We start from the raw sequence: 12,652 nt of genomic DNA, 5'->3' as shown, positions 1-12,652 counted from the left end.
GGCGAGCAAGGTGGTTTCGACGGCGGCGTCCTGGCGCTGTTGTTGGGCCAGGAGTTGATCGCCCTGTTGGAATATCGAGCGCTGTACCGAGCCTTGGATTTCGCTGGTCAGGCGTTCTTTCAGGTAGAAGCGCTGGGTGCGGGCCTGGGCCGAGGGTGTGTAGTCGGCCAGGCGATCCAGTGGGTCGTAGTGGTAGCGGCACAGCAGCGTCTTGCGGTTCGCCAACATGACGTCGTTACCCGGAATGGAAAGCGCTTTATTCAGGCGTCACTCTCGTGGCCTGCATGCCTTTGTCGCCCTTTTCGATTTCAAAAAAAACCGTCTGCTTCTGTTTCAATGTTTTATATCCCTCGCCGGCGATGGCCGAGTAATGAACGAACAAATCCTCGCCTCCATTGCCGCAGGTAATGAAGCCATAGCCCTTTGCATCGTTAAACCACTTCACGGTTCCTTTGATTCGGTCGTTCATTTTTATTCTTCCTGCTTGCCCGAATGAAGAAAGGCACAGGGGCTGTGGGTTGCCCAGAGCCTTGTTTGTCGTTGTCACGGCTGCAGGTTAGAACCCGAATGAACAGCTGCCTACTGTCAACGTTGACAGTAGGCAATACCGAGAGGAAATAACGGCTTGCGCGTTGATAGTCGGATGACTGGCGCTGCGGTCAGGCCATGGCTTGTGCCTGCAAGCGCCGGCCGATCACGTCCAGCACATCGCAGCCATCGCGCAACGGAATCGCCAGGAGCAGGGCGAAATCGTGGAGGACGACGGCGTCGGAACTGAGCTCTTCGCGAAAGGCGATGTTTTCCAACAGTTGGGTCACGGCGCGGATGCGGTAGGCGGCGGTTTCGTGGAGGACGTCGAGGGGGGCTTGGGTATCGATGAGCAGGGCGGCGGGGGAGCAGTCGACGCCGGTGAGGGGCATGTATCGGTTCATTGGGTGGAGCCTCATTTAGTTAAATTGGGACTTCTGACCGCAGTGTTCCGAGTCGCCAAACCCGAGTCGCCATGTGGACGACGGGACGAACTATAGGCATCGCGGATTGGCTTGGGCAAGGCTCGCTGTTGCGGGTGATTTCCCAAGTAGTTGTAAGATTTTTGGTCGACGGTGATCGAGCGCCGGTTGTGGCTAGAGATTGCACGCGTCGGGCTGTGGACACTGTGTAGGAGCTGCCGAGTGAAACGAGGCTGCGATCTTTCCCCAGGCACTTGAGTCTCAAGCGAAAGATCAAAAGATCGCAGGCTTCGCCAGCTCCTACAGGGTCCAAGTGCCCTCGCCACGGTTAGCGATGGGCCGTTGCAGTCTCGACCCGTTCGCAGAATTCAGGGTAGAACCCTTTGGCGCTAGGGCCTTGGCAATAGTCCTGCGCCTGGGCCAGGGCGTCGCTGCTGAATTTCAGGCTGCGGGGCATGCCGGCAAAGGTTTCGTAGCCGCCTTGTTGGGTCTTGATGGCGTCGAACCCTGGCATGTCATAGACCAGTTCCACATCATCATCGGCAAGGATCCGCGCCTTGACCGTCACTTGTGTGTACTGCTTGCCCCCTGGCGCGCCGTTGAGCGCTGCCAGGCCATGGCCAACAACCCGCAGCAGGTGCGGGACCCAGGGCTCGCAGTCATCCGCGCATGCACCTGGACGGTAAAGCACCGTCAGCGTTTGCTGGTCGCGGGTCACATCGGTAAGCGTCGGGTCGGAGCGCTTGATGCGGTGTTCGATGGTCAGCCAGGTCTTTTGTTCTTCGCTGGTGCCGTCGGCCAGTTCCGGATTCAGCGGGCCGCGCTGGCATTCGTTGACGCCCAGGACAATGAGCATGCCCGTCAGGATAACGGCGAGGGTCGCGCCGCCGATTTTTACGTTCATGGGCAAACTCTGCTGGAGAAAGCCGCACTGTACGGTAACGGTGCAGGCGATGGCAGGGCGCCTTGAAACGCTGTGCAGGAACAGTGACGCGGTTGCCATTCCCGATCAAAGAAACAGGTTGAAGTAGTCGCCGTCCATTAACCTGCACATTCTGGTGTTCGGGCTTTCGCAGCGATTGTTCACCCACCCTGAAAAGGCCGGTTCCAGGATCTGCTGATACTCCATATTCAGATTTATGTCCCCGTACCGGCACGTGATGGTCGCCCTTGTGGCTGTCTGTATTTCCTCGTCGGCTTCATGGATAACGTACTCGGCACCTTCGAACTGCAACGATGCCGGGTCGACCACGTCCACCAGGCTTTCGCTCTCCCATTCGTGGTCGTCCTGTATCTCGACGAAGAAAACATCTTCCACCGATTCAATGTTTCTATGGATGTCAGTGACGGCAGGGCAGGTTATTTCACCGGCATGGGCGTGGCCGACAATCAGTAAAAGTAACACCGTGCGTCCAGCCAGTATTTTTTTCATCTGCCAGGCTCCAAAAGTCTCCGTTCAACGATTCACGGCTTTGGTCGGGCGGGCTACTGTCAATGTAGGCAGTTATTTATGTCAATTTAGAACTGTATATGGATGTTTGGTAACTTTTAGATATATTAAAAAGCGCAGTTTTCGTTGAATCAGACACTTCTGACGGCCTTTGGAGAATTTTCTGTAATGGCTATCGGCCATTTATGTAATACGTTTAGGAACAATCTGCGTCCGCGCCAGTCCAACGCTCGCTTTACGCCGCTCTTCATGAGCGGCTTTTTCATGGTCTAGAGGATGTCCCGGATGAAGGTTTCACGTGGTTTTGCTCTGTCTTGCCTGTTGACGCTGGCTGCCAGCCCAGCCTTCGCGCAGTTCAGCCTCAGTGATGCAGCCAATGTGGTGTCGGCGATGCAGGGCAACCAAGGCGAGCAGGGCGAGGGCGCCGTGGCCGCCGCGCCGAAAGCCGCCGGCCTGCTCAACACCTTGGGATCGGAACTCAAGATCACGCCGGAACAGGCCATCGGTGGTGCCGGTGCGATGCTGGGGCTGGCGAAGAACCGACTCAGTGAGCCGCAGTTTTCCGAGTTGAGCAAAAGTGTCCCGGGCCTGGATCAGATCGCTGGGAACAGTGCCATCGGCGGGCTCAATGGCCTGGGCGGTTTGCTCGGGGGCGGGTCGGACAAGAATGCACTGCTCGACGGCTTGCTGGGCAACGTCAAGGACACCGGCGACCTGAACAACGCCTTCAGTGCGCTGGGCATGGACAGTGGCATGATCGGCCAGTTTGCCCCGATCATTCTGCAGTACCTCGGCCAACAGGGCGTTGCTGGTTCGCTGCTGCAGAACCTGGGGGGAATTTGGGGGAATGGAGCGGGTGTGTGAGGGTGGCGACATCGGACATCCGCCACAGGGGGATCAGAATTTCAAGCTGAGGTAGTCGGCATTCCCACGCCTGAAAATGTGTGGGGGCTGGCTGGCGCAACGTGTGTCCAGCCCCGGCATCAAGGCCGGTTCTTGGGCCGAGGGGTAATCCAGCGTGAGATTCATCTCACCGTGATTGCAAGTGATGCTGACCCTTGCCGGCAGCTGATTGTCTTCTTCGGATTCCTGGACCGCGAACTCGGCGTCGTTGAAGGGCAGCACCGCCGGGTTGAGCTCCTGCACGGGGCTCTGGCTTTGCCATTCGGGGTCATCCTGCATTTCTACCGTTTCAGTGTGGTCATGGAGTTGTGTCACGGCTGGACAAGTGACTTCTCCAGCGTGGACATGGCCGATCATCAGCAGAATTATTCCGCCGCCGCCCGTCATGAAGTTTCGCATGGGTGTGCTTCCGATTAGGGTTCGGGGACATGGTTATGGCTGGGTCTGGGGAGGGATACTGTCAGGGTTGCCAGTTTTTTATGTTGATTTGGAGTTAATATTTGAATCTTTATTCGTTAAGTTTTGCGGATAGAGTCGACAGTATCAGACTCCGGCACAAAGCCATGATTGATTTTGGATTTTTCCATTGGTGCTAGAAGATCGGGATGGATATGAATGCCCGCTCTTCTGAGCTGGATTATGGACTCTTTGTCTAGTGGAATTGGAGCAAAAAATACATGGTCTCCATCGTCAGGAAGGGAGATTAAGGCATGCTTGTCCATGATGGTGAATCCTTTCGCTGGTAGTGGTTCGGGTTTTGTAATAGGTCGCGGTGGCTTAAGTTTTGGTGCTTTTCTGGGGGGCAATGGCGGAGCCGATGATGGGGTGTTTGTAAGCACCTTTGGCGTTGCGCGGAATAACCTTCTGAGCAATTTTTCGATCCCCCAAATATGCCCTGACGGATCCGTCCGGTTCCTCGGATCGCCTTCACAATACGCATAGGCATTCCCCCCACCCTCCCCAAACGGACTCAAACTATCCGGACTATTAAACCGCATCAACACCGGGTTGAACGCCCGATACCCATTCCCCAACAAATAATGCCCCGTCACCGGATCCGGCCGTTCGCCGTTAAACCCCAGCAAACTGAGCAGACCGTTCGCTACCGGGCGATGGCCGTAAGGGCTATAGGCAAGGGGATGAAGCCGGTTCGCATCGAGCACATTCAACACCGACCGCTGCTGATCGGTCGCCAGCAGGGCGGTATCAACCTTCGTATCCTCGCGCCGACGTTGCGCCAACAACTGGTCTTCATGCTGAAATACGCTGCGCTGCACCGCGCCCTGTATCTCTGTCGCCAATCGGCTTTTGCAATAAAACCGCTGAATTCCAGCCTCAGCAGAAGGCGCACAATCGACCAGCCGATCCAGCGGGTCGTAGCGGTAGCGGCACAATACGGTTTCACGAGGGACAGTAGGCATGCTCCGAACTCCGCGCAAGATCCAAAAAATCCGGACCTCCAGCATCGGAGCTTTTTCAGCCGCTGCCTACTATCAGAACTGTTAGGTTTCCTGGCGTTCGTTGCGCAATTGGGCGATGCGCCGGTCCTTTTCAGTCCAGAGCCGATTAACCCAATCCTGCACCTGCTGGCGAAACACCGGGTCGTTTTCGTAGTCGCCCTGCCACAGCGTAGGGTCCAGTTCGCGGGTCTGGATGTCGATGATGACCCTGGGCACCGCGCCGCTGATCAAGTCCCAGAACCCGGGGATGCGGTCTTGCGGATAGATCACCGTCACGTCCAGCACCGCGTCCAGCTGTTCGCCCATGGCCGCCAGCACGAAGGCCACGCCACCGGCCTTGGGCTTGAGCAGGTGGGTAAAGGGGGATTGCTGTTGTTGGCTTTTGGCGGCGGTGAAGCGCGTGCCTTCGAGGTAGTTGACCACGGTGACCGGTTGGCGCTTGAACAGCTCGCAGGCGGCCTTGGTGATTTCCAGGTCCTTGCCGGCCAGTTCCGGGTTTTTCGCCAGGAACGCCTTGGTGTAGCGCTTCATGAACGGGTAGTCCAGCGCCCACCAGGCCAACCCCAGGAACGGCACCCAGATCAGCTCTTTCTTGAGGAAGAACTTGAAGAACGGCGTGCGCCGGTTGAGGGCCTGGACGAGGGCGGGGATGTCTACCCAGGATTGGTGATTGCTGATCACCAGGTAGGACGTATCGCGGCGCAGGTCGGCGCCGCCGCGGATGTCCCAGCGGGTGGGGATGCACAGGGCGAAGATTAGCTTGTCGATTTCGGCCCAGGTCTCGGCGATCCACATCACCGCCCACGAGGCATAGTCGCGAAAGCGCCCGGGCAGGATCAGTTTGAGCACGGCGAACACCATCAGCGGCCCGAACAGCACCAGGGTGTTGAGCAATAGCAGCAGCGTGACGAAACAGCCGGTGAGCAGGCGGCGCATAGATGACTCTTGCAAACAGGTGGGCGGGCCATGATAAGCAAGCTTCGGGCGGCAGGCCAAATCGGTGTGGACGAAAGTTTCACTTGGGCTTGGCTAAACTGGATGGGCTTTTGTGGCGAGGGGATTTATCCCCGCTGGGGTGCGAAGCGCCCCTGAAACCTGATATCTCGGTGCGCCAGACTGATTGAGCTGACTGTTTTGGGGTTGCTTCGCACCCCAGCGGGGATAAATCCCCTCGCCACAGAGGTAGCGCTTGGCTGGAGTTTCTCTTAGCCATTGCTATCGAAGTCAACCGAACGAATTCATCAGCAACGGTCTAAAACCCCACTCCCACAATGGAAGCCCTAACTACATGAAATCAGTTCTAGCCCTGCTTTCCCTGGTGGCCCTTCCAGTGCTGGCCGCCGAGCCGACCCTGTACGGGCGCTATGAATACATCGCGTTGCCGGAGATCGGTGGCGAAGTGCTCAAGGCCAAGATGGACACCGGCGCCCTGACCGCCTCGCTGTCGGCCAAGGACATCGAGACCTTTACCCGTGACGGCGATGATTGGGTGCGGTTCCGCCTGGCGACCAAGGATGCGAGCAACAAGGTCTACGAACACAAGGTCGCCCGCATCAGCAAGATCAAGACCCGTTCCGAAGAGGATGAGGACGACGACGAAAAGATCGCCCCCACCAAGCGCCCGGTGGTCGATCTGGAGTTGTGCCTGGGTAATGTCAAGCGCACGGTCGAGGTCAACCTGACAGACCGCAGCAGTTTCAATTATCCGCTGTTGATCGGGGCCAAGGCGCTGCGTGAGTTTGGCGCGGCGGTGAACCCGGCGCGGCGGTTTACGGCGGATAAGCCGGATTGTTGAAGGGCGTGCCTGAGGCTGGTGCGGAAAACCCCGGTCGTCTTGTACAAAGCTGCATGTTTCTGTTACGTCAAGTTCTTCCGAGCTTCTTTTTAAGGGGAACTAAATCGATTTGCGAATTTTCTGAGGTATAGACGAAAGTGAAGAGTTCTGGTTTGCATCTATGACGCGCGTAATTGAAAAAGCATTTCCCGGATTTCTTTGTTTATAGTTAAGCCCTCGACTAAGTTGTACTTTGCGAACGTCCTTGATTTTGGTGGCGCCGTTAGATTTACCGTGTGAGTATTCCATCTGAAGTATAGTGGGGGGGGTGTGGGAACCCCATTGGACATGGAATCGTATATGGAACTGTATATGGCGAAGGCTCTCTTGGTGTCATGTTCGACTTCTTTTGCCAGTCTGTAGATTTGTTTTTTATTTAGGTCGCCCAATGGTATATCTGTTGTCCTAAACCGGGCTGTTATCGGATTTATGTTTTTTCCCTTGCTGATGATTGGGTATCCGGCCGTAACTTTATAACCTAAATTATACACATCTACTTTTGGTTTCATTACTCCTATCCCTCGTAAAAATGCTTTTAATCCCGCCCCAAAGTGTCCTGTAGGATCACTCCGATTGATCGGGTCTCCTTCGCAGTACCCATAAGCATTCACCCCCCCCTCCCCAAACGGACTCAAACTGTCCGGACTATTAAACCGCATCAACACCGGATTGAATGCCCGATACCCATTCCCCAATAAATAATGCCCCGTCACCGGATCCGGTCGTTCGCCGTTAAACCCAAGCAAACTGAGCAGCCCGCTTTCCGCCGGACGATGTCCGTAAGGGCTATAGGCAAGTGGATGAACCCGGTTCGCATCAAGCACATTCAACACCGACCGCTGCTGATCAGTCGCCAGCAGGGCGGTCTTCACCTTCGCATCCTCGCGCCGATGTTGCGCCAGTAGCTGATCGTCGTGCTGAAACACGCTACGCTGCACCGCCCCCTGTATCTCCGTCGCCAATCGGCTTTTGCAATAAAAGCGCTGAATACCAGCCTCAGCGGAAGGCGCGCAGTCGACCAGGCGATCCAACGGGTCGTAGCGGTAGCGGCACAATACGGTTTCGCGAGGGGAGGCCGGCATCGACTGAGCTCCATCTGAAGTCCAAAAAAACCGGTCTTCAGCATCAGCCGTTTTCCAGCGCTTGCCAACTATCAGAACTGTTAGTCGTGACCGCCAACCACCGACCAACTCGACTGCCGATTGACGTACCCCAAACCTTGCGGCACCGTTCCGGCAACTTTACTGCCGGGCCCGCAAGCCATGCCTCATATCCTGATTGTCGAAGACGAAGCCGCCATCGCCGATACACTGGTGTTTGCCCTGCAAGGGGAGGGGTTTGACACCACCTGGTTGAGCCTTGGCGCAGCCGCCCTCGAACACCAGAAAAACACCCCGGCGGACCTGATCATTCTCGATGTGGGCCTGCCGGATATCAGTGGATTCGAGACTTGTAAAAAAATCAGACGTTTCAGCGACGTTCCGGTCATCTTTCTTACAGCTCGGGATGGCGAGATCGACCGGATCGTGGGCCTGGAAATCGGTGCCGACGATTACGTGGTCAAACCCTTCAGCCCCCGCGAGGTGGCGGCCAGGGTCCGGGCGATTCTCAAACGCGTGGCGCCGCGTCCGGCGGCGGAGGTGGGCACGGCGTTGTTTCAGGTCGATGCCGACCGTGTGCAGATCAACTATCGCGGCACACCGCTGAACCTCACCCGTCACGAGTTCCGCCTGCTCAATTGTCTGCTGGAGCAACCTGAGCGGGTCTTCAGCCGTGAGCAACTGCTCGATGCCCTGGGCGTGGCCAGCGATGCCGGCTACGAGCGCAGCATCGACAGCCACATCAAGAGCGTGCGCGCCAAGCTGCGCCTGGTCCGGGCCGAGGCCGAGCCGATCCAGACGCATCGGGGACTGGGCTACAGCTACAGCCCGGGGCACAGCTGATGTCGCTGGGGATCCGGATTTTCCTGGTGTATGTGCTGTTTATCGCCTTGACCGGTTACTTCGTGCTCAACACGGTCATGGAGGAAATCCGCCCCGGCGTGCGCCAGTCCACCGAAGAAACCCTGGTGGACACGGCCAACCTGATGGCCGAGATCCTGCGGGACGATTTCAAGGCCGGCACCCTCAACCAGAATCGCTGGCCGCAGTTGCTCAAGGCCTACGGCGAGCGCCAGCCGGCGGCGACGATCTGGGGCTTGCCGAAAAACCAGGTCAGCCATCGCATCTATGTCACCGATGCCAACGGCATCGTGGTGCTCGACTCCAGTGGCGTGGCGGTGGGCCAGGATTATTCGCGCTGGAACGACGTTTACCTGACCCTGCGCGGCCACTACGGCGCTCGCTCGACCCGCAGCGTTGCCGATGATCCGACGTCTTCGGTGATGCACGTCGGCGCGCCGATCCGCGACAACGGCCGCATCATTGGGGTCGTCACCGTCGCCAAACCCAACAGTTCCTTGCAGCCTTATGTCGATCGCACCGAGCGGCGCCTGTTGATCTATGGCGCCGGGTTGGTGGCCCTGGGCTTGTTGCTGGGCGGCTTGTTGTCCTGGTGGCTCAGCGCGGCATTGCGGCGTTTGACGAGCTATGCCCAGGCGGTCAGCCAGGGGCGTCGGGTGGAAGTGCCGCATTATCGTGGGGGCGAGTTCGAGCAACTGGCGGGCGCTGTGGAGCACATGCGCACGCAACTGGAAGGCAAGGCTTACGTCGAGCGTTATGTGCATACGCTGACCCACGAGCTCAAGAGCCCGCTGGCGGCGATTCGCGGGGCCGCCGAGCTGCTGCAAAGCGACATGCCCGCCGCCCAGCACCAACGCTTCGTCAATAACATCGACAACGAAAGTGTGCGCATGCAGCAGTTGATCGAACGGTTGCTCAACCTGGCCCAGATCGAGCAGCGCCAGGGGTTGGAAGAAGAAGTCGCGGTGCCGCTGGCAGCGTTGATGGACGAGCTGCTGGAAGCGCGTGGCGGCTGGATTGAAAGTCGCCAGTTGACGGTTGAACAGCATATCGCTGCCGACCTGACGCTGACCGGTGAGCCGTTCCTGTTGCGCCAGGCCTTGGGCAATCTGCTGGAAAACGCCCTGGACTTCACCCCCGTCAACGGTCGGCTACGTATCAGCGCCGAGCGCAACGGGAACCGCGTCGAGATCCGTTTGTTCAATCAGGCCGCGCCGATTCCCGACTACGCGCTGCCACGCCTGAGCGAGCGCTTCTACTCCCTGCCGCGCCCGGACAGCGGCCGCAAGAGCACTGGCCTGGGGCTCAACTTCGTGGAGGAGGTGGTGCAGTTGCATGGGGGGCAATTCAGTATTGGCAATATCGTGGGTGGGGTTGAGGTGGTGCTGAGGTTGCCTTGAGGGAACTTGGTTAATCTTATTATTGATTAATTTACATAACCATTTTTTAGGTTTAATTTCCCCTCAGCACCGGCGAACAATTTTGTAGACCTGTCAGCAAGCCATGCCTTACGGCGAGATGACTTTCGGTCGGCTGGTCCTATTCGTGGATACACAACCGGGAGCATGAGCATGGTGAGCCTCTGGCAAAAACTGCAGGCCAAGTTGTTGCGCGCCTTCGCCAAGAGAATGAAGGCGAAGTTTACCTACGACGCTGCGTTGTTTCCGTTGCGCGCCGTTGTCGAGCAAACCATCCCGACGCCTTGGGGGCCTGCGCGGGCGCTGTTTTACTGGCCCCATTCGCAGTCCTCGGCAAAGCTGCCGGTGTACCTGAATTTCCATGGCGGTGGCTTTGTCGCGGGGACGCCCGAACACGACGACAGCTATTGCCGTCGACTGGCCCATAACCTGAACTGCCTGGTGGTCAATCTGGACTATGTGCTGGCGCCGGAGCACGCCTTCCCCGCAGGCCCGCGGCAGTGCTTCGCGGTGCTCGAATGGCTGGCCAGCGAAGCCGAAACGCTGGGCATCGATCCTCAGCGTTTCGCCGTCGGCGGCCATAGCGCCGGCGGCAATCTGGCCGCCGCCGTGGCGGGCCTGGCGCGAGGGCATCAGGCGTTGAAGGTGGTGCATCAGTTGATCGACTATGCGGCGCTGGATCTGCACCAGGACCCAGCCTTGAAGACGTCCACCAGTGCCCGGCCACTGCTCAATGCCGGCCTGATGCGCTTCTTCAATAGCTGCTACCTGAGCGATCCGGCACAGGCGCTCGATCCGTTGGCCTCACCCCTGTTGGCGCCGGTCGAGGCGCTGGCGGGGATGCCGGCTGCCACGGTGATCACGGCGCAATACGATATCTTGCGTGCCGAAGGCGAGGCCTACGCCGAGAAGTTACGCCAGGCCGGCGTGCCGGTGCGCCAGCGAATGTTTGAAGGCTGCGACCATATGTTCACCCACCTGGGACCGGACGAGTCGGCCGAGGAGGCCTGGCAGCTGATGGAGGACTCCCTGCGCGAAGCTTTCCAGGCCGTGGACGTGGCGGATGCCGGCGTTCGTGCTCGACACGACGATGGCAGTCTCCACACAATCTCCACAATCGCTCCATAAGCCCAACACACAGCCACCCCAGACTCTCCCTCATTCGAACAGGGAGAGCCCCACATGAACCGCAGTCTCGCCATAAAACTGGGCATGATCGCCCTCTTGATTCTCTTGTTGATGATCCCGTTGTTGATGATCAACGGGCTCATTGATGAGCGCCAGGAACTGCGTGACGGTGTGCTGCAGGACATCGCCCGCAGCTCCAGCTACAACCAGCAACTGATCGGGCCGATGATCGTGGTGCCGTTTCGCAAGAGCGTGAAGGTCTGGAATACCAACGAGAAGACCGGCGTGCGTTTCCTGGAAACCGTCGAGCGAGCGGGCGAGTTGTATTTTTTACCGGAGCAGTTTGAACTCGACGGCCAGATCCGCACCGAAACCCGTGCCCGGGGCATCTACGAAGCGCGCTTGTTCCATGCCGATAACCGGATCGATGGCCGTTTCAAGGTGCCTGAGCGCTACGGTGTAGCCGCCAAGGATTTTGCCGATTACCGCTTCGATGAGCCGTACCTGAGCGTCGGCATCAGCGACATTCGCGGCATCGAGAATGCGCTGACCCTGACGCTCAACCAACAGACCGTCGACTTCCTGCCTGGCTCGCGGCTCGGTTGGCTGGGGCAGGGTGTGCATGTGCCGCTGCCGATGATCACCGCCCAGGGCGGCCCTGAGTTGACCTTCGGTTTCGACCTGCGCCTGCAAGGCACTGGCGAGTTCCAGATTCTGCCAGTGGGCAAATCCACCAAGGTGCACCTGTCGGCTGACTGGCCGCATCCGAGCTTTATCGGCAACTACCTGCCGACCAATCGTGAAATCAATGAGCAGGGTTTCAGTGCCGACTGGCAGACGTCGTTTTTCTCCACCAACCTCCTGGAAACACTGCAAGCCTGCGAACCGAGCGATAGCTGTGAAGCGTTCCGCAGCCGGGCCTTCGGGGTGAGCTTCATCGACCCGGTGGACCAGTACCTCAAGAGCGACCGGGCGATCAAATATGCGCTGCTGTTTGTCGCCCTGACCTTCGCCGGTTTCTTCCTCTTCGAGGTACTCAAGAGCCTGGCGGTGCACCCGGTCCAGTACGCCTTGGTGGGCGTGGCGCTGGCGTTCTTTTACCTGCTGCTGTTGTCGCTGTCGGAGCACATCGGCTTCACCCTGGCGTACTTGGTGTCGGCCAGCGCCTGTGTATTGCTGATCGGGTTCTATGTCTGCCATGTGTTGCGCAGCGTGAGCCACGGCCTGGGATTCTCGGTGGGGCTGGCGGGCTTGTACGGTTTGCTCTACGGCCTGTTGAGCGCCGAGGACTACGCGCTGTTGATGGGCTCGCTGTTGCTGTTCGGCCTGCTGGGCGTGTTCATGGTGCTGACCCGCAAGCTGGACTGGTACGGGGTCGGGTCGAAGCCGGCGGCGGCGATGAGCTTTGATCTGGGAGAGGTGAAATGAGCCGGTCGCTGGGGTTGCGTGAGGACCAGCGGGTGCGGGAGGTGTTGGTGATGCAGATTGCTGGGTTGTTTCCGCTGGATCCGGTGCACTGCCATCGCGGGCAAGCCTTGCTCCCACAGG

The 12,652-nt window shown here is 58.4% G+C and carries 14 protein-coding genes and 1 pseudogene; 6 read left to right on the top strand and 9 right to left on the bottom strand.

Annotated elements, in window-relative coordinates; translation table 11 throughout:
* From CFII68_RS20055 to CFII68_RS20075, 5 genes and pseudogenes are all read right to left on the bottom strand, one after another.
* Positions 1-228, bottom strand: a pseudogene (locus CFII68_RS20055) (RHS repeat-associated core domain-containing protein); the annotation flags it as partial.
* 28 nt (positions 229-256) lie between these two features.
* Positions 257-469 carry a cold-shock protein gene (locus CFII68_RS20060; RefSeq protein ID WP_018603565.1) on the bottom strand — a complete coding sequence of 71 codons (213 nt, stop codon included), beginning with the start codon at positions 467-469 and terminating at the stop codon, positions 257-259.
* A 190-nt stretch (positions 470-659) separates the two neighbouring features.
* A complete protein-coding gene (locus CFII68_RS20065) occupies positions 660-932 on the bottom strand; it encodes a hypothetical protein (RefSeq protein ID WP_018603560.1) in 273 nt (90 codons plus the stop codon).
* 346 nt (positions 933-1,278) lie between these two features.
* Positions 1,279-1,854, bottom strand: a complete 576-nt coding sequence (locus CFII68_RS20070; RefSeq protein WP_018603558.1) for a hypothetical protein — start codon at positions 1,852-1,854, stop codon at positions 1,279-1,281.
* Positions 1,855-1,959: 105 nt separating this feature from the next.
* Positions 1,960-2,382 (bottom strand): DUF3757 domain-containing protein, encoded by a 423-nt coding sequence (locus tag CFII68_RS20075; protein WP_018603555.1) that lies wholly within the window; start codon positions 2,380-2,382, stop codon positions 1,960-1,962.
* Between the two features lie 303 nt (positions 2,383-2,685).
* On the opposite strand from CFII68_RS20075, the gene CFII68_RS20080 reads away from it, so the two are divergent.
* Positions 2,686-3,264 (top strand): DUF2780 domain-containing protein, encoded by a 579-nt coding sequence (locus CFII68_RS20080; protein WP_018603553.1) that lies wholly within the window; start codon positions 2,686-2,688, stop codon positions 3,262-3,264.
* Positions 3,265-3,297: 33 nt separating this feature from the next.
* On the opposite strand, the gene CFII68_RS0125835 is transcribed toward CFII68_RS20080, so the two are convergent.
* From CFII68_RS0125835 to CFII68_RS20085, 3 genes are all read right to left on the bottom strand, one after another.
* The gene (locus CFII68_RS0125835) at positions 3,298-3,702 is read right to left on the bottom strand and encodes a hypothetical protein (RefSeq protein ID WP_033062497.1); all 405 of its coding nucleotides are present in this window, start codon (positions 3,700-3,702) and stop codon (positions 3,298-3,300) included.
* A 116-nt stretch (positions 3,703-3,818) separates the two neighbouring features.
* The gene (locus tag CFII68_RS0125830) at positions 3,819-4,724 is read right to left on the bottom strand and encodes an RHS repeat-associated core domain-containing protein (RefSeq protein ID WP_033062499.1); all 906 of its coding nucleotides are present in this window, start codon (positions 4,722-4,724) and stop codon (positions 3,819-3,821) included.
* 81 nt (positions 4,725-4,805) lie between these two features.
* On the bottom strand, positions 4,806-5,699 hold the full coding sequence (locus CFII68_RS20085) for an acyltransferase (RefSeq protein ID WP_018603548.1): 894 nt from the start codon (positions 5,697-5,699) through the stop codon (positions 4,806-4,808).
* A gap of 352 nt (positions 5,700-6,051) precedes the next feature.
* Here CFII68_RS20085 and CFII68_RS20090 point away from each other — a divergent pair, with 352 nt between their 5' ends.
* A complete protein-coding gene (locus CFII68_RS20090; protein ID WP_018603546.1) occupies positions 6,052-6,558 on the top strand; it encodes an ATP-dependent zinc protease in 507 nt (168 codons plus the stop codon).
* Positions 6,559-6,716: 158 nt separating this feature from the next.
* Here CFII68_RS20090 and CFII68_RS27840 read toward each other — a convergent pair whose 3' ends face one another.
* Positions 6,717-7,679, bottom strand: a complete 963-nt coding sequence (locus CFII68_RS27840; RefSeq protein ID WP_018603544.1) for an RHS repeat-associated core domain-containing protein — start codon at positions 7,677-7,679, stop codon at positions 6,717-6,719.
* A gap of 180 nt (positions 7,680-7,859) precedes the next feature.
* On the opposite strand from CFII68_RS27840, the gene creB reads away from it, so the two are divergent.
* From creB to creD, 4 genes are all read left to right on the top strand, one after another.
* Positions 7,860-8,540, top strand: coding sequence for a two-component system response regulator CreB (creB, locus tag CFII68_RS20095; RefSeq protein WP_018603542.1), 681 nt, complete (start codon positions 7,860-7,862; stop codon positions 8,538-8,540).
* The gene (gene creC, locus CFII68_RS20100; protein WP_018603539.1) at positions 8,540-9,958 is read left to right on the top strand and encodes a two-component system sensor histidine kinase CreC; all 1,419 of its coding nucleotides are present in this window, start codon (positions 8,540-8,542) and stop codon (positions 9,956-9,958) included. Before creB ends, creC begins: the two co-directional genes overlap by 1 nt.
* Before the next feature lie 171 nt (positions 9,959-10,129).
* Positions 10,130-11,104 carry an alpha/beta hydrolase gene (locus tag CFII68_RS20105; protein ID WP_018603537.1) on the top strand — a complete coding sequence of 325 codons (975 nt, stop codon included), beginning with the start codon at positions 10,130-10,132 and terminating at the stop codon, positions 11,102-11,104.
* Positions 11,105-11,158: 54 nt separating this feature from the next.
* Positions 11,159-12,532 carry a cell envelope integrity protein CreD gene (gene creD / locus CFII68_RS20110; protein WP_018603535.1) on the top strand — a complete coding sequence of 458 codons (1,374 nt, stop codon included), beginning with the start codon at positions 11,159-11,161 and terminating at the stop codon, positions 12,530-12,532.
* Positions 12,533-12,652: the final 120 nt, after the last annotated feature.

The organism is Pseudomonas sp. CFII68 (assembly GCF_000416195.1).
Classification (GTDB): Bacteria; Pseudomonadota; Gammaproteobacteria; order Pseudomonadales; family Pseudomonadaceae; genus Aquipseudomonas; species Aquipseudomonas kilonensis.
The sequence above is the reverse complement of the archived record's forward strand: the minus strand, read 5'-3'. Positions and strand labels throughout refer to the sequence as shown.